Source organism: Romboutsia lituseburensis DSM 797 (genome assembly GCF_900103615.1).
Lineage (GTDB): Bacteria > Bacillota > Clostridia > Peptostreptococcales > Peptostreptococcaceae > Romboutsia_F > Romboutsia_F lituseburensis.
The window spans coordinates 101,530-118,921 of sequence record NZ_FNGW01000004.1 but is presented as its reverse complement, the minus strand read 5'-3'; the positions used below and the strand labels follow the sequence as shown (position 1 = coordinate 118,921).

The following is a 17,392-nucleotide window of genomic DNA, read 5'->3' as shown; positions in this document are numbered from 1 at the left end:
AATTATTTTGGTGGATCTACGCTTAATCTTTTTAACATGGAAATTGCTTTAAATTTTAGTCTTTTATTACAATCTTCATTTTCTATAATAAAGAATAGTATATCTATAAATTCATCTTTATTTTTATCATTAAGCAACCTTTCCACTAAATTTAAAAGTGATGTATAAACTTCATCAGAAAATTTTCTATCTACTTTTTTATTTATTCCTATATAGTCTTTTATCATATTTAACGTTATATTTTTAAAATTAAATTTAGGCTTATCACATAATTCATAAGCACCGTTTATAGCCTTTATAACTTTTTCTTCATCTTCACTACTTAAATATTCATCATATACTGATTTTATTGAGTATCTTAATAATTGACTGCTTTTATATGCACAATCTCTTATCATTGAAAATATTTGACGGCTATCATAATAATTTTCTTCTAAGAATTCTTTTACTAGATCTATAGAATCCTCTTCTTTTCCAAGACTACACATAGCAGCATGACAATAAACCTTTTTAGTTGTATCATACTTATTTTCTTCTATTAGATCTAATAATTGTTTACTTGCCCCTTTTCTAGATGCCCACTGTGCTAATGTTACCAATGCTGTTCCAATCTCTATTGAGTTACAATTATATTTATTTAAAATATCAACTATGATTTCTTCTACCCTTGGTGAATTTGAATACCTTATTGCTAAAAATGCATTTTTCCTTGTAGCATTATTGTTCATCCAAGACAAAAAGCAACTTTCAAAATCATTATCCGTATCCCAATTTTTAGCTTTTTTTATCATTGTATCTAATGTAATATTTTCATTAGTTTTACAACTTGGTATAACTCTACTTATTATCTTTCTTGCTTGTTTATTTATATTAGGTATGTCTAAATATTCTTCTGCTTTTTTTATGGATTCCTTACCAAATATTTTAGTAAAGTTATGTATAAAATATTTAGCCATCTGAACTTCAGTATTGTCAGCTTCTTGTGTTAAACTTATTAATTTCAATGAGTAATCTATGCATATGTCATTATCATCACTCATAAATGCCTTTAATGCTTGTAATCTTGTGTCCCCTTTTGTATGTCTATCATATATAATTTTAAGCAAGTCTGTATCTTTTATTTTTCCACAAGCGTTTATCAGTATCATTATTTGATAATCCCATGACCATTCTTCTAGTATAAATGTAATTGTATCTTTATACTCCTGGCATACATTCTTCTTATATATATCTGCGATAACTGTACCTATAGTTTCTATTAATGAATTATTTGATATTATTAAACTATTAATCACCTTAGATGTATACAAAATAGCTTCAATTGGACAAGTTTTTTTATGTGCCATTTCTTGTCCTATATATTTTAAATCTAATTCTAACTCATGTAGCTTTCCATTATTTATATTTCCTACATTTAATTTTTCATATATCTTAACTAATTCTTCTATATGGTATGATTCAAAATTCCAATAAAATAATTTATTATTACACGTATTTGTACTTTCTCCACCACTCATCTGCACTTCATTTATATCTTTTAAACTAATGAAAGATTTTGGGATACTTATACTATTTTTATAGTTCTCTAAATCTTCTAAGCTTTTTAATATCACAAAAATCCCCCCCCTTACATTGCATCCTTCTCTTTTAAATCTACTTCTTGCTTTAGCTCTATCTTTTCACCATTTACATCTACAGATAGCCTTAAATACTTATCTTTATCTATAGAAAAATCTATGTCAATTGGAGTTCCCGGTTTTTTAGGTGTTTTAAAATATGCTTTATATTTTCTTTGAATTCTCATCTTAGAATCATACTGATCTATTCCTGCATAAAGATTAATTTCTACCCCCGATGGACTTGTTGTTTTTAATGCTCCCTTTAACTTGCCCTCATAAGGTACTTCTTGATTTGAGTTAATAATTATAACTGGTAATCCTTCTTTTACATCAATCATTATTGCTTCTGCTAATACTCTAGTTAACTCAAACTTCTTTTCCTCGGTTACACTTACTTCTTCATTATATTCATTTTCTCCTGTATATCTTTCTACTCTGTTTATTATAGTTTCATAATAATCATATATGGCTGCCCCTTTTGCAACTGAACTTAAAGGATCTGTAGAATTAATGACTTGATTCTCTTTTAGATCTAAAATATTTCTTATTTTATCTTTAACCACCTGGTACTTAGTCATTCCACCTGTTAAAAATAAATAATCTATACTTTCTTTGCTTATATTATAATCTCTTAAAGTGTTTAAAATTGGATCTACTATATTTTTTTTATTCTCTTCATCAGACCTTTTATTGCTATCTCTGGATTTTATAAAAAATTCTTCTATACACTCATCATATTCTTCTTTATTTATACAAAACTGAACTGGATCTTCTCCATAAAAATTCATTACATAATGGTCAAAACTCTCTCCAAAATAACAATTCATCTCTAGATCTGAAGATATTCTTTCTTTTGCCTTTTCAGCAAATATTCTTAAATGTCTAACCATTCTCTCTCTGTCTTCTTTATTTAATGAATAATAATCTAAATTATATAAATCTAAAAATTCATTTAATTTAACTAGGGCTACTTTGTTGTCAAAATCGATACCACCTAATTCATCATATCTTCCTATTGCCACTTCCGTAAATTCAACTTTTCTACCTTCTTGAGTTACATCAACTATAGCTATATCACATGTTCCTCCACCCAAATCAAAAACTAATATTCTTGTTGGTTTAGAAAGGTCTACTTGTCTTTGTGATTCTATTAAATTAGATTGTTCATTTATAAAATCGATAAGAGCCGATGTTGGCTCTGGTATAAGATTTACAATTTTAAAACCGACTTCTAACGCAGCATCTTTCGTATCCTTTATTTGATCTGTATTAAAAGATGCCGGAACTGTTATAGTTACATTTTCTACTTCCTTACCTTGGTTATATCTTTTCATAGAATCTCTACAAGTTTTAAGTATCTGCTTAGCTACTTCTTTAGCTGTATATTCTGAATTACCTAACGACCATGTTTTATTACTCCCTATATATCGTTTTGTATTATATAACACTTTTTTTGAAGCTTGCGATTTTATATTTTTTGCAATTTTTCCTACATATTCTTTTCCATTTTCATCTACATATAATACAGATGGCAATATAAATTCTGTTGTAGGGCATTTATTTTCATCAACTTGCATAATCTGAATTATTTGAGATTGTATTAATCCATTAAATAATACATTACCTTTTGATACAACAGTATTTGTAGTTCCTAAATCAATTCCAAAATAAGTTTCATTCGATGTATTAATTTCCATAAGCTACTCCCCCTTTACATTTACATATGGTTTTAGAATTTCTGTGCTATTATAAAACCATGATGGATATATAACCGTTCCCTCACATAACTTTATATCAGAAATATCTTTATTTAACCTATAATTATAAAAAGAATATTCCTCTATAGATACACTTGACCCTAGTTTTATAGTTTCTCTAGGGGATATTCCCATTTGCCTAAATACATTAAAGAAATTTGTTGCTATAAACATTAAGTTTTGTTCTTTTTCACCCTTGCAATAACAATATAATCTATCTAATAAATTTCCATTCGTATTATCATTCATATTTTTCACTAAATCTACTAGCGCTTTTTCATACTGAGTCTTACCATGGTTTAATAAATCTATGTTATCCTTTTGAAGCTTATTAATCTCATTTTGAAGATGTATTTCTTTATCCATGTGTTCATTTATAATACTACTTGTAATATCAATTTCTTTTTTTAACTTTTCTATTTCCTTTTTTAATTTTAAATTTTCTTTTATTATTAATTCATTATGATCATTATCTGTGATTACGTTTTCCTCATTTTGAATTTCATTATTAATTATTTTAGTTTCTAAATTTATTTTGATTTTTTTTCTTCTTTCAACTTCTTTTACTGTTTTTTCCAAAGCATCTTGTAATTTTTTTTCATTTTTTACAATATTTTCTCTACATAAATGCATTAATTTTTTGTCTTTAAAATAATAATCTAAATCATTTAAAATAATATCTTTTGCTGCTATTTTTAGATTATTTAATTCTAACTCACTTTGAATGAATTTACTTAGTTCTTGCTTAGATATATTTTCATTGTCCATGATAATATTCATAGCATATAATTCTACTAACATAGATATTATAAATTTTTCACTTTTTATCATTTCAAATCCTTCATCTTTTGCTATTTTATATGGTAACTTTCTGCATTTTATATATTTAGATAAAATTAAAAATTTATTATTTATATCTATTTCCCATTTTCCCATATAATTATTAAAGTTGGATTTTATAATATCATAGTATTCACCCCTAGATTCATTAAATGCTGATATATTTAAAAATATATTTAAATCATTGGTAAATTCTATCTTATTTTTAGTTATATCGAATTCTCTAATTACGTCTCTTATTCCTATAGTTATATTGTTCAAGATTAATCTCCCTTCATTTATGATTTTATTCAATATATCTACCATCTAATATAGTTCTATTTTTTTGTCAAAATTCCTTCTTTTTTAATAATTTTTTAAATATACACCTTTTTAATCTATTCATTTAACTTGTTTTTTCTAATTAATTTAATTTACCTAAAATAACTTGATTAATATAGTATTTAAATAAGCCTAATATAAACTATAGTTTGATTTATTATATAAAAAAAACTGATATGTATATACATATCAGTTTTTTAAAATTTGAATTAATTATCCAAATATTTTTTTAGTTAATGAACATCCTGTGCAAGTAGCAGCTACTCCACCTAATGCAGTTTCTCTTAATTCCATTGGAAGTGTCTTACCAACTTTGTACATTGCAGCAACTGTTTCATCAAATGGTATTATGTTTAATATTCCTGCTAATGATAATTCAGCAGATATTAGAGCATTTGCAACACCTATTGCATTTCTTCCTTGACAAGGAGCTTCAACAAGTCCTGCTATTGGGTCACATACAAGTCCCATAACATTTTGTAAACAATGAGATGCAGCATGTACAGCTTGCTCTGCTGATCCTCCCATCATTTCTACAACACCAGCTGCAGCCATAGCAGCAGCAGCTCCAGTTTCAGCTTGACATCCACCTTCTGCTCCAGATACTGTAGCATTTCTAGTTATTATAACACCGATTGCAGAAGCTGCAAATAAAGCATCTATCATTTCATCATCGCTGAATCCATATTCCTTACCTATAGTAACAACTGCTCCTGGAAGTATCCCACAAGAACCTGCAGTTGGTGCAGCAACTATTAGACCCATAGAAGCATTAACTTCCATAGTACCCATTGCAGCTACCATAGCTTTATTCATTAATTCTCCGCATACACTTCTCGAAGATGATCTAAATGCAGTTAACTTCTTAGCTTCTCCACCTATAAGACCACCCATAGATTTTATGTCTTCTTCTACAGCTTTTTCTGTAGCTGCTTTCATGATATTTAAACTAACTCTCATTTGCTCTCTTACTTCTTCTGTAGATTTCCCTGAAAGTTCTGCTTCTCTTTCAACACACATTTCATGTATTTTAAGATTAAATTCTTTACATTTTTCTATTAATTCCGCTCCGCTTGTGAAGTTATATTTCATTTTTTTGTCTCTCCTTACTCATTAGAATTTGTCTAAAACTACAACTTTAGCTATTACTTCAAATTTTCTTAATTGTTCTACTATATCTTGGTCTAACTTATCATCAGTTTCTATTGTAACAAATGTATATTCAGACTTAGCTGGCTTGTTAGTTGACATAGTTGCTATGTTCTTGTTGTTATGAGCAAGTAATCCTGTTACAAACGATACTGCACCTGGTATATCTTTTATTTCTAAAACTACAGCTGCTTTTGAACCGTTAAAGTCTAATGCTAATCCGTCCATTTCAGTAAGCTTTATGTTACCTCCACCTATAGAAGCTCCCATAACGCTTGATGTTGATCCATCTTCTAAAACCATTTCCATTTTAACTGTATTAGGATGCGCATTTTCACCTAAATCTTTTTTTATAAATTCAAATTTAACTCCAGCTTCTTCAGCTAATTTGAAAGAATCTTTTATTTTTGCATCATCTGGTGCAAATCCTAATATTCCTCCAACTAATGCTTTGTCAGTACCATGACCTTTATACGTTTCTGCAAAAGAACCGTGAAGTAAGAATTTCACTTCTTTTACTGGCTTCCCTGCTATTTTAGAAGCAGTTTTTCCTAATCTAGCTGCTCCTGCCGTATGAGAACTAGATGGCCCTATCATATTAGGCCCTACGATATCAAATACACTATAATCTTTAGCCATTATTTTACCTCTTTCTTTTCTTAGATGTCTTATTTTAATGTTAATTACTCTTTAATGTCAACTATCTGAAATTAATTTGATTTTTAGATATTTATGTGTTAATTTTAGGTCTTTAATTATATTAATATTATTTATCTAAAATCTACATCTATACACATTTTATTTATATCCTAAAATTTGATATATAAACCAGATATCATAAATTCTTATTTTACAATATCTAACGATTTCCAGTTAAAATTTTTTGCATTTAAATCATTTAATAGATATTAATATGACACTTCCATTTATTGTAACTTTTAATATTCTAATTGTAAAATGGCCAGTTATTAATCTGGCCACTTTACTGTATTAAAATTATCCTATAGCTATTACTTCTATTTCAACTTTAACGTCTTTTGGTAATCTAGCTACTTCTACACAAGCTCTAGCAGGCTTGTTTTCTCCGAAGTATTCAGCATAAACTTCATTTATTTGAGCAAATTCATTCATATCTTTTATGAACACTGTAGATTTAACAACATGTGAAAAATCTAATCCAGCTTCAGCTAATATAGCTTGAACGTTCTTTAAAGATTGAGCAGCTTGAGCTTTAACATCTCCTTCTACTATTTCCATAGTTTCTGGTACAAATGGAACTTGTCCAGACACGAATAACATGTTTCCAGCCTTTACAGCTTGAGAGTATGGTCCTATTGCTTTAGGAGCATTATCAGTATGTATTATTTGATGTTTCATTTTACAGTTTCCTCCTTATAAATATAAATCCTATGTATATAGTACTCTATTTCATATACTATTATACTATTATATTTGTCATTATGTACATATATTTTTGAAATACAGGCTAAAATTATAATCTTTTTTTTAGTATATATTTAGCCTGTATTTAAAATCTAAATTTATCTTAAAAATTTTATCTATATTTGTATTATTTCAGTTATATTATATTATATTAAATTACATTTCAGATATTTCAAATCCAGCTTCTTTTACAGCTTTTGTTATTTGTTCTATATGTTCATTTGAGAAAGTTTCTAAAACCATTTCTGCTGATTGCTTTCCTAGTGCCCCACCTATAGCTAATCTTGATAAGTTAGCGCTTAATATATTTCCGTTATTTTCACTTATTACCTTAGTTAATTCTGCAAGTCCGCCTGGCTTATCTTGAACTACTGTATTGAATGTAAATCTTCTTCCTTCTTTAGCTAATGCTGTTCCTATAACTCTGTATAGTGTGTTAACATCAACGTTTCCTCCAGATATTATACATACAACATTTTCTCCAGCTTTAGGAGCATACTTTTTACTTAATAATGCTGCTGTAGTTACTGCTCCAGATCCTTCTGCAACAACTTTTTGATTTTCCATTAAGTATAACATTCCTTGTGCTATTTCAGCTTCTTCTACAACTATAACTTCATCAACTAATTCTTTTATTATTTCAAAAGTCATATCTCCTGGAGTTTTAACTGCTATACCATCTGCTATTGTTGTATCTTTAAATGCTGTTGTAACTTGTCCATTTGCAACAGATTCTTTCATTGAAGGTATGTTTGCAGTTTGAACACCAACTATTTTAACATTAGGATTTAAAGCCTTAGCTGCTACAGCTACACCAGCTATTATTCCCCCTCCACCGATTGGGCATAATATAGTATCAACTTTGTTATCTAATTGTTCAAATATTTCAAGGGCCATTGTTCCTTGACCTGCTATAACTTCTTTATCATTGAATGGATGTAAGAAAGTAGCTCCTGTTTCTTTTTGTATTTCTACAGCTTTTGCATAAGCATCATCATATACTAATCCGTTTAAAACAACTTCTGCTCCGTATCCTTTAGTTGCTGTAACTTTTGCAAGTGGTGCAGTTGCTGGCATTACTATTGTAGCTTTTATTCCACTCATTTTTGCCCCTAATGCAACACCTTGTGCATGATTCCCTGCACTTGATGCTATAACACCGTTTGCCTTCTCTTGTTCAGTTAAACTAGCTATCTTATTACAAGCCCCTCTTACTTTAAAAGAACCAGTTTTTTGTAAGTTCTCACATTTATAGAAAACATTTGCCCCAGTCATAGCACTAAGCTTAACACTTTCTAATACATCAGTTTTCTTAACTATATCTTTTATGGTTTCTCTAGCATCTTTTATATCTTGTAAAGTAACTTTTGTCATCGTATTAATTCTCCCTTTTTATATAATATAATTTTATTTTTAAAATTTAATCTTTGTAATTTGTTCTTCCTTTAACAATTTTTATTCTATACTTTTTTTTTACAAAAATCAACAGGAAATCGCTTTTTCGTAATCTTTTTATTTTTCTAAATTAATTGTGTTTTTAATACAATTCGTCACTTAGCATTATTTATTAAAACATTCTCCTCATTCACCTTTATTTTTTTAACTTGTATAATGTATCTTTTAGGTATTTAAATAATTTTTTTAATTTCACAAAATTTTAAACTTTATTTTTTATTTTTTAATTTCGTTAATTTTTTAATACTAGTTATTATATTTTACTTTTATATGTTTTAATAAACTAAAAAAAGTATTATTTGCTTAAAATATCCTCTCTTAAAATTTTATCATAAAAAAAGAGAGAAAAACAAAAAGTTTTCTCTCTTTTTAAAATTTTATACATTATTTTACAACTATATTAACTAATTTCTTAGGAACAGCAATTACTTTGACTATTGTTTTGCCTTCAACTAAAGCTTTTATTTTTTCATCATTTATTGCAGCTTCTTGCATATCTTCTCTTGATATGTTAGCAGCAACGCTTAACTTTCCTCTGACTTTACCATTTATTTGAACTACAACTTCAACCTCATCTTTAACTAAAGCAGATTCATCATATGTTGGCCAAGATATATCGAATATACTTCCTTCTTTACCTATCATAGCCCATAGTTCTTCTCCCATATGCGGAGCAAATGGTGATAATATAGTAACTATAGTTTCTACACCCTCTTTTATAACTGCATCATTTCTATTATCTAACTCTTTGTACTTATACATTTCGTTTATTAATTCCATTAATGCAGATATTGCAGTATTAAATCCAAACTTTTCATTTAAATCTTCAGTTACTTTCTTTAATGTAGCATTTATAGTGAATCTCATAGCTTTGTCTTCTTTAGTTAATTCACCCATAGTTGCATCAGATTTAGATAATTTAGCTAACTCATCTACTAATCTATAAACTCTATTTAAGAATCTATAACATCCTTCAACTCCTTGATCTGACCATTCTAAATCTCTTTCTGGTGGTGCAGCAAATAATACGAATAATCTAGCAGTATCAACCCCATACTCTGCTATTATTTCATGAGGAGATACAACATTTCCTTTAGACTTACTCATCTTAGCTCCATCTTTTAATACCATACCTTGAGTTAATAGGTTTTTAAATGGCTCTTTAAAGTCTAGCATTCCCATAGAATTAAATGCCTTAACAAAGAATCTAGAGTATAATAAATGAAGTATAGCATGCTCTACTCCACCTATATATTGATCAACTGGCATCCAGTTATTAACTGCCTCCTTATTAAATGGCTCTTGTGTATTCTTAGGATCTATATACCTTAAGAAATACCAAGAAGAATCAACAAATGTATCCATTGTATCAGCTTCTCTTCTTGCTGGTTTTCCACAACAAGGGCAAGTAGTATTCATAAATGTTTTTGAAGTTGTAAGTGGTGATTCACCCTTACCTGTAAATTCAACATCTGTAGGTAATAGTACAGGTAAATTTTCTTTCTTTTCTGGAACTATACCACAGTCTTCACAGTATACTACAGGTATTGGGCATCCCCAATATCTTTGTCTAGAAAGTAACCAGTCTCTTAATCTATAATTAACTGTTTTCTTACCTATTTTCATTTCTTCTATTTTTTCTATTATAGCATCAAATGATTTTGAAGCCTCCATACCGTTAAACTCTCCAGAGTTCACCATTATGTTATCTTCATTTATAACTTCAACTATATCTAAATTGTATTTAGCAGCAAATTCAGCATCTCTTTCATCATGAGCTGGGACTGCCATAACAGCACCTGTTCCGTAGTCAGCTAATACATAGTTTGCTATCCATAACTCAACTTTTTGTCCGTTTAGAGGATTTATAACATGCTTGCCTATAAACATTCCTTCTTTTTCTACATCGCTTGAAGTTCTTTCTATCTCAGTCATAGTATGCATTTTAGCAACAAATTTATCAACTGCTTCTTCATACTCAGTTCCAGCTACTAATTCTTTAACCAATTCATGTTCAGGAGCTAAAACCATATAAGAAACTCCGTATACTGTGTCTGGTCTAGTTGTGAATACTGTTATAGATTTATCCATATTATCTATCTCAAAAGTTATTTCCGCTCCAGTACTCTTTCCTATCCAGTTTTTTTGCATAGTCTTAACTTTATCTGGCCATCCGTCTAAAGTATCTAAATCTTGTAATAATTCTTCTGCAAATGCAGTAGTTTTAAAGTACCATTGCTCTAAGTCTTTTTTTACTACTACAGAATCACATCTTTCACAAGCACCTTGAACAACTTGCTCATTTGCTAAAACTGTTTCACAAGATGGACACCAGTTAACGAAAGATTTTTTCTTATATGCTAATCCATTCTCTAAGAATTTTAAGAATATTTCTTGAGTAAATTTATAGTATTCTGGAGTAGATGTTGCTATTTCTCTATCCCAGTCAAAGCTAAGACCTAAAGTTTTAAATTGCCCTCTCATATCTTCTATGTTTTCCATAGTCCACTTATCTGGATGTATTCCATGCTTTATTGCTGCATTTTCTGCTGGAAGTCCAAATGAATCCCATCCCATTGGATGAAGCACATTGTATCCTTGCATTTTTTTAAATCTTGCAACAACATCACCTATAGAATAGTTTCTAACATGACCCATATGTAATTTCCCAGATGGATATGGGAACATTTCTAATGCGTAATATTTTGGTTTTGTTGTGTCATTAGTATCTGTCTTGTATTGGTTATTATCTTCCCAAATCTTTTGCCATTTAGCTTCTACTTCATTTGGTTTATAAACATTCATTTAATTTCCTCCTATGTATATTATTATTTTAAAAATAAAAAAATCCTGCATCCCTAAACATAATGTTTAGGGACGAGGATTATATTTTCTCGCGGTACCACCCTAATTAGTCTAATAATAGACTCTCTTAGTTAGTCTTTATGCCAACTACGGCTAAATAGATATTTATCTAGCAAGTTCAAAGTTATATTTTACTAGTTTACAGCACCACTAGCTCTCTGAAAAAATATAGATCTTTTACTACTCTAGTCTATTTAATAATTTTAATTTTTATTATAAATTATATTATCACTATTATGCTAATGTGTCAATATCAACATATGGAGCATCTTTCCACATTTTTTCTAAGTTGTAGAATCCTCTATTTTCTTCATTGAATACATGAACTATAATATCACCATAATCAAGAAGTATCCATACTTGAGAATCATAACCTTCTTTTCCTCTTGGTTCTATTCCATGTTTAGTTAATTCTTCTTCTACATTATCTGCTATAGCTTTTACTTGTCTTTGAGAAGATGCTGTAGCTATAACAAAATAATCACATAAACTTGAAACCGCTCCTATATTTAAAATAGATATATCTTGACCTAATTTATCATCTATTGCATCGTATACAACTTTAGTAATTTGTTCTACTGTCATATTATTTCCTACCTTTCTAATTTTAAACGTATTTATTTATTATACCATAAATCTATAGTTGTACCTATGATATTTTATATTTAATAATATTATTACCATACTTAATTGTTTTGTTTCATAAGATAGTTTCTAGCCTCTACAGTTCTAGGATGTATTAATTGTTTATTATCAATAACAAACTTAATTGTATTATCAAAAGACTCTAGTAATGCTTCATCTAATTTTCCATTATATGTTAGCTGTCTAAGATTCTCTACTCCTGGAAAATTTCTGTCTTCTTCTATTAAATCTGCAATATAAATTATTTTTTCTATTAAATTCATATTAGCTTTTCCAGTTGTATGATATTTAACCGAATTTATTATTTCTTCATCATCTATATTAAATTCATTTCTTACAATATATGAACCTATGACACTATGTGATAGTGCTAAATTATTTTTTTCTAATTCATCTAATTCTATGCTATATTTTTCAACATAAAAATCAACTTCTTTTGCTTCTAAATATTTAGCACAATCATGAATAATTCCCGCTATATATGACTTTTCTTTGTCACATCCATATATTTCACTCAATTTTACAGCACACTTAGCTACATTTTCAGAATGTTTAAATCTTCTTTCTGGTAACATATTTTTTAACTTATTACTTATAATTTCTAAATTCATTTATTACTCTCCATATCTATATAACATTTTATATTTTATATAATTTTCAACATTTTCAGGTACTAGGTATCTTACAGAATGATTTTCTTTTAATTGATTTCTTATATATGTTGAAGAAATATCTAATGATGGTACATATACGTCTATTATGTTTGCATTGTATTTTACCTTTAAGCTCGCAATTTTTTCTTGTACTTTTAATAAGCTTATCCCCGGTCTAGTTGCTGCTATAAATGTTGCTAGCTTAAAATTTTCTTCTACATCTTTCCAAGTTTCAATATCACATATTGCATCTGCTCCAGTTATAAAATATATCTCTATATTTTTATATGTTTTTTTCAAATCTTTCAAAGTATCTATTGTATATGTTTTTTTATTTCTTTTTATTTCTAAATCTAGTACTAAAAAATGATCATTATTCTCTGTTGCTATATTAACCATATTATATCTATCAAACTTATTTGTTATACTCTGACTTTTATGTGGTGGTGTTCCGGATGGTATAAAAAGTATTTTATCTAATTTATATCTATCTCTAATAAATTCAGCTGTAGCTAAATGTGCATAATGAATTGGATCAAACGTTCCGCCCATAATTCCTACTTTTATATTTTTTGATTTATTTTCAAAGTTTTTTAACTTTCTAGTATTTTTATCCTCTGCCCTTTTTATCAGATTCTCAATACTCATATTTCGTCTCCTTTTTTAACAATACTACTAACATTGTATCATTTATTTTATAATATTAAAGATTATAAATTAATTTTTAGTGTATACTTATATTTATATACCACTTAAAGGAGATTTTTATGGCTATAATTACAAAAATAGAAGCACAAAAAAAAGATAAAAATAGAGTTAATATATATGTCAATGACGAATTCTTTCTAGCAATATTTACTGAGTTAGTATATGAATTAAACTTAAAAAAAGGAATGCTAATAGAAAAAGAACATTTAAAAGAAATTTTAGATAAAGAAATGTATGTAAAAGCAAAAAATAAAGCATTAAATATTTTATCTAAAGCTGATCAATCCGAAAGAAAGATTAGAGAAAAACTTTCTAATGAATTTGAGGAATATACTATAAATGAAGTTATAGATTTTTTAAAAAACAATAAATTTATTGATGATGAGTTATTAGCATCTAAAATAGTCAATACTAATATTAACTTAAATAAATGCGGAAAAAATAAAATAAGACAAAACTTATATAATAAAGGAATTAACTCTGAATCAATTTCTGAAGCATTATGTGAAATCGATGAAAATATAGAATTTGAAAATGCTATGTATTTAGCTAAAAAAAGATATCAAAGAGTAAAAAACGAAGATAAAAGAAAAATTTATCAAAAAATTTCTCAACATCTAGCTTATAAGGGTTTTAATTATGATATTATAAAAAAAGTGTTAAACAAACTTTTAAATGTAGATGATTACGATTTATAAATATATATTTCTATAAAGGAGGATTTATTTTGAGCGAAGTTAAAAGGATACTGATCGGAGCTATAAGTTTAGCATTAGGAATATATAATGTTATTCAATTTTATAAACAAGATAGTATAAAATAAAAAACTGCTTTAAAATATAAATGATTTGAATGAATTTATATTTTAAAGCAATTTTTTTATATGTTAATTATTATTTAATACGTTTTAACTATTTTTCTAATAATTTAGTCACAATAAAATCAGATGCTTCACACACAATAAGTATATAAAATAATTTTCTATTTTTTATAAATGTCATAATATAAAGTGTAATACTGCAAATCATAGAAAAAATAGACAAACTTAAAAGGTTTGAGTTTTTATCACTAAATGCTTCTTCTAAAATTTCATCAATTTTTATAGATTTCGATACTATTGTCAAAACAATTAGTCTATCTATAATTAAATATATCCAAAACCCTAATTTTAACTTATTAAAAAGTAATGTGTATACAGGTATAGAAAAAATTTCTTTCCATAATATAAACTTAATTAAATTTTCATTCATTTTACTATCCATATTATTCCTCTTGCTCTCTTATATTAAATTTTATTACTATATTATTTTATTACTTTTTGTTTATTTCTTCAATTAAATTAAGTCTTTAATCTAACAATATATTATAAACAAGTTTTTTATTTAGGTGTTACAATTATAATAAATGTAATTTTTATATAAGTATTGTATTAAATTATTTTATTAAAAAGGAGTTAAATTTATGGTTGATTTAGTTTTACTTGGATGTGGAGGAAATATGCCTACGCCTACAAGATATTTATCATCACTTTTTATAAATTATAGAGGCAGAAAAATACTCATAGACTGCGGAGAAGGTACCCAGATATCTATGAAAATGAAAAATTGTGGTTTTAAAAATATAGATTTAATTCTTATAACTCATCTTCACGGAGATCATTTCAATGGTATTATAGGTCTATTATCTACTATAGGAAATAGTTCTAGAACAAATGACTTAACCATAGTAGGACCTAAGGGAATAATTGAGTATATGAGTGCTGTTAAAGTTTTAGTTGAATACTTACCTTATAAACTAAATATTATAGAAGATCCTAGAGGTACTTTCTCTTTAATGGATGAAATTTTAAAGGATATTGAAATTTCATGTATCGATCTAGAGCATTCAACAGAATGTATCGGTTATTCTCTATATTTTAAAAGACAAGCTAAGTTTAATAAAGATAAAGCTCTTGAAAACAAGGTTCCAACTATGCTTTGGCAAAAACTTCAGTCAGGTAAAAGCATAACAATGGATGGAATTGAATATACTCCATCTATGGTACTTGGGGATAATAGAAAAGGAATAAAACTAAGTTATATAACTGATACAAGACCTTTATTTTCTATACCAGAATTTATAAAAGGTAGTGATTTATTCATTTGTGAAGGTATGTATGGAGATGATATGGATATATCTAAAGCAAGTAAAAACTGTCATATGACATTTAGAGAAGCTGCAAATTTAGCTAGACTAGGAAATGTAAAAAAATTACTGCTTACTCACTTTAGTCCTTCTCTAGATAATCCTTGCAATTATATTACAAATGCTACTAGTGTATTTGAAAATACGATAATTGGAGAGGATAGATTAGAATTAAATTTAAAATTTGAAGATTAGTTCTTATGAAAAACCTTATTTGATTATGGCAACTACACGCTTATAATTTACTTGTACAAAAAAAGTGTAGAAAATTCTACACTCTTTTTTATTAAAATAAATTTAATTATTTACATACATTCCCAGCTACATTTAATACATCCCAAGTTCTAGCAAATGGTGGTGCATAACATAAATCTAACATCCCAAGTTGATTTGTTGTAAGCTTGCCAAATATAGCTGCTGCAATTACATTGGTTCTTTGAACTGCATCTTTAAATCCTGCAACTTGACCACCTAATAAAACTTTAGTTTTAGCATCATATACTAATTTCACATATATTTTGTCTCTACCCGGATAGTAATTAGTTTGGTTAAAGTCAGATATAAACTTAACTTTTACATCTAATCCTAATTTTTTAGCTTGGTTTTCAGTTATACCTGTTGACCCAGCTTCCATATCCATAACTTTTAAACAACTTGACCCTAATGACCCTTGGAATGAATTATTAGCTCCTGCTAAATTTTCTCCAACTATTCTTCCTAATTTATTAGCTCCTGTAGCAAGTGGTACATATGTATCTTGACCAGTTACTATATTTTTAATAGTCGCACAATCTCCTGCTGAATATATATCTTCTACAGAAGTTTTACCAAATTCATCTACTATTATAGCTCCATTTGGCAGCATATCTATACCTGTATCTTTTAAGAATCCTGTTGCTGGTCTAACTCCTGTTGCTATTATAACTACGTCTGCATCAACTTCGCCTTTATTTGTTATAACTTTTTCTACTTTATTTTCTCCAACTAATTCAGATACAAGTTCTTCTAATCTTAAATCAACATCATGCTTTCTAATTTCTTCTTCTAAAACATCTGTAATTTCCTTATCAAAAACTTGCTCTAATATTCTATCTGTAGCTTGGAACACTGTAACATTTTTGCCTAACTTCTTAGCAGCTTCTACCGCCTCTAATCCTATAAACCCGGCTCCTATAATAACTACATTTTTATTTTCGTCTTTATTTAAAAGCTCTTTCACTTTAATTCCATCTGCCATACTTTTTAAAGTTGAAACATTTTCAAGTTTAACATTTTTTATTGGTGGTATTATGCTACTAGCTCCTGTTGCTACCATTAATTTATCATAAGAATCTTCAAATTCAACACCTGTCTCTAAATTTCTTACTGTAACTTTTTTATTATTAACATCTACATCTACTACTTCATTAAATGTTTTTAAATCAATTCCTGTTTCTCTAAATTTTTCATGGCTTCTTGCTATCATATTATTTGGATCATCAAAAAATCCACCTACAAAATATGGAAGTCCGCATGCTCCAAACGAAACTACATCCCCTTTTTCATATACTACAACTTCATACTCTGGTTGCATTCTTTTTAATTTAGCAGCTGCACTCATTCCTGCTGCTACAGCTCCAATTATTATAACTCTCATATTTGTCCTCCTAAACTAGCCTTTCATCTACTATGTTTTCGTTTTCCTCTTCATTTTATATATACCCAGTTCTAGTCATTATATTAACATTTTTTTTCATAAAAATCTATATTTTCA

Annotated in this window: 15 protein-coding genes and 1 other annotated feature; of the genes, 2 read left to right on the top strand and 13 right to left on the bottom strand. The window is 27.8% G+C overall.

Features of this window, described 5'->3' with window-relative positions:
* Positions 1–2: 2 nt before the first annotated feature.
* The 11 genes from BLP75_RS08905 to nadD form a co-directional block, all read right to left on the bottom strand.
* On the bottom strand, positions 3–1,613 hold the full coding sequence (locus BLP75_RS08905) for a hypothetical protein (protein ID WP_092725442.1): 1,611 nt from the start codon (positions 1,611–1,613) through the stop codon (positions 3–5).
* A 14-nt stretch (positions 1,614–1,627) separates the two neighbouring features.
* Positions 1,628–3,316: an Hsp70 family protein gene (locus BLP75_RS08900; protein WP_092725439.1), complete on the bottom strand. Its 1,689-nt coding sequence runs from the start codon at positions 3,314–3,316 to the stop codon at positions 1,628–1,630.
* Positions 3,317–3,319: 3 nt separating this feature from the next.
* Positions 3,320–4,477, bottom strand: coding sequence for a hypothetical protein (locus BLP75_RS08895; protein WP_092725438.1), 1,158 nt, complete (start codon positions 4,475–4,477; stop codon positions 3,320–3,322).
* Between the two features lie 273 nt (positions 4,478–4,750).
* The gene (gene sdaAA, locus BLP75_RS08890; protein WP_092725436.1) at positions 4,751–5,629 is read right to left on the bottom strand and encodes an L-serine ammonia-lyase, iron-sulfur-dependent, subunit alpha; all 879 of its coding nucleotides are present in this window, start codon (positions 5,627–5,629) and stop codon (positions 4,751–4,753) included.
* A 21-nt stretch (positions 5,630–5,650) separates the two neighbouring features.
* A complete protein-coding gene (gene sdaAB / locus BLP75_RS08885; protein WP_092725435.1) occupies positions 5,651–6,325 on the bottom strand; it encodes an L-serine ammonia-lyase, iron-sulfur-dependent subunit beta in 675 nt (224 codons plus the stop codon).
* A 357-nt stretch (positions 6,326–6,682) separates the two neighbouring features.
* Entirely contained in the window at positions 6,683–7,063 is a 381-nt protein-coding gene (locus BLP75_RS08880; RefSeq protein WP_092725433.1) for a RidA family protein, read from the bottom strand.
* Positions 7,064–7,285: 222 nt separating this feature from the next.
* Positions 7,286–8,503, bottom strand: coding sequence for a threonine ammonia-lyase (gene ilvA, locus BLP75_RS08875; RefSeq protein ID WP_092725430.1), 1,218 nt, complete (start codon positions 8,501–8,503; stop codon positions 7,286–7,288).
* A gap of 465 nt (positions 8,504–8,968) precedes the next feature.
* Positions 8,969–11,389, bottom strand: coding sequence for a leucine--tRNA ligase (gene leuS, locus BLP75_RS08870; RefSeq protein WP_092725429.1), 2,421 nt, complete (start codon positions 11,387–11,389; stop codon positions 8,969–8,971).
* 65 nt (positions 11,390–11,454) lie between these two features.
* Positions 11,455–11,644 (bottom strand) — a binding site (T-box leader).
* A gap of 39 nt (positions 11,645–11,683) precedes the next feature.
* Entirely contained in the window at positions 11,684–12,034 is a 351-nt protein-coding gene (gene rsfS, locus BLP75_RS08865; RefSeq protein WP_092725427.1) for a ribosome silencing factor, read from the bottom strand.
* 101 nt (positions 12,035–12,135) lie between these two features.
* On the bottom strand, positions 12,136–12,705 hold the full coding sequence (gene yqeK, locus BLP75_RS08860) for a bis(5'-nucleosyl)-tetraphosphatase (symmetrical) YqeK (RefSeq protein WP_092725426.1): 570 nt from the start codon (positions 12,703–12,705) through the stop codon (positions 12,136–12,138).
* Positions 12,706–12,708: 3 nt separating this feature from the next.
* Positions 12,709–13,395: a nicotinate-nucleotide adenylyltransferase gene (gene nadD, locus BLP75_RS08855; RefSeq protein ID WP_092725424.1), complete on the bottom strand. Its 687-nt coding sequence runs from the start codon at positions 13,393–13,395 to the stop codon at positions 12,709–12,711.
* A gap of 119 nt (positions 13,396–13,514) precedes the next feature.
* Here nadD and recX point away from each other — a divergent pair, with 119 nt between their 5' ends.
* Positions 13,515–14,153: a recombination regulator RecX gene (recX, locus tag BLP75_RS08850; RefSeq protein WP_092725423.1), complete on the top strand. Its 639-nt coding sequence runs from the start codon at positions 13,515–13,517 to the stop codon at positions 14,151–14,153.
* A 213-nt stretch (positions 14,154–14,366) separates the two neighbouring features.
* On the opposite strand, the gene BLP75_RS08845 is transcribed toward recX, so the two are convergent.
* A complete protein-coding gene (locus BLP75_RS08845; RefSeq protein ID WP_092725421.1) occupies positions 14,367–14,717 on the bottom strand; it encodes a hypothetical protein in 351 nt (116 codons plus the stop codon).
* A 199-nt stretch (positions 14,718–14,916) separates the two neighbouring features.
* Between BLP75_RS08845 and BLP75_RS08840 the strand changes: the two genes are divergently transcribed.
* The gene (locus tag BLP75_RS08840; RefSeq protein WP_092725420.1) at positions 14,917–15,834 is read left to right on the top strand and encodes a ribonuclease Z; all 918 of its coding nucleotides are present in this window, start codon (positions 14,917–14,919) and stop codon (positions 15,832–15,834) included.
* A gap of 106 nt (positions 15,835–15,940) precedes the next feature.
* Here BLP75_RS08840 and BLP75_RS08835 read toward each other — a convergent pair whose 3' ends face one another.
* Positions 15,941–17,275, bottom strand: a complete 1,335-nt coding sequence (locus tag BLP75_RS08835) for a CoA-disulfide reductase (RefSeq protein ID WP_092725418.1) — start codon at positions 17,273–17,275, stop codon at positions 15,941–15,943.
* Positions 17,276–17,392 lie beyond the last annotated feature (117 nt).

Bases quoted from the DNA above. Each gene is read 5' to 3' on its own strand.
- BLP75_RS08900 (WP_092725439.1), bottom strand. From the start codon at position 3,316: ATGGAAATTAATACATCGAATGAAACTTATTTTGGAATTGATTTAGGA.
- sdaAA (WP_092725436.1), bottom strand. From the start codon at position 5,629: ATGAAATATAACTTCACAAGCGGAGCGGAATTAATAGAAAAATGTAAA.
- sdaAB (WP_092725435.1), bottom strand. From the start codon at position 6,325: ATGGCTAAAGATTATAGTGTATTTGATATCGTAGGGCCTAATATGATA.
- BLP75_RS08880 (WP_092725433.1), bottom strand. From the start codon at position 7,063: ATGAAACATCAAATAATACATACTGATAATGCTCCTAAAGCAATAGGA.
- ilvA (WP_092725430.1), bottom strand. From the start codon at position 8,503: ATGACAAAAGTTACTTTACAAGATATAAAAGATGCTAGAGAAACCATA.
- leuS (WP_092725429.1), bottom strand. From the start codon at position 11,389: ATGAATGTTTATAAACCAAATGAAGTAGAAGCTAAATGGCAAAAGATT.
- rsfS (WP_092725427.1), bottom strand. From the start codon at position 12,034: ATGACAGTAGAACAAATTACTAAAGTTGTATACGATGCAATAGATGAT.
- yqeK (WP_092725426.1), bottom strand. From the start codon at position 12,705: ATGAATTTAGAAATTATAAGTAATAAGTTAAAAAATATGTTACCAGAA.
- nadD (WP_092725424.1), bottom strand. From the start codon at position 13,395: ATGAGTATTGAGAATCTGATAAAAAGGGCAGAGGATAAAAATACTAGA.
- recX (WP_092725423.1), top strand. From the start codon at position 13,515: ATGGCTATAATTACAAAAATAGAAGCACAAAAAAAAGATAAAAATAGA.
- BLP75_RS08845 (WP_092725421.1), bottom strand. From the start codon at position 14,717: ATGGATAGTAAAATGAATGAAAATTTAATTAAGTTTATATTATGGAAA.
- BLP75_RS08840 (WP_092725420.1), top strand. From the start codon at position 14,917: ATGGTTGATTTAGTTTTACTTGGATGTGGAGGAAATATGCCTACGCCT.
- BLP75_RS08835 (WP_092725418.1), bottom strand. From the start codon at position 17,275: ATGAGAGTTATAATAATTGGAGCTGTAGCAGCAGGAATGAGTGCAGCT.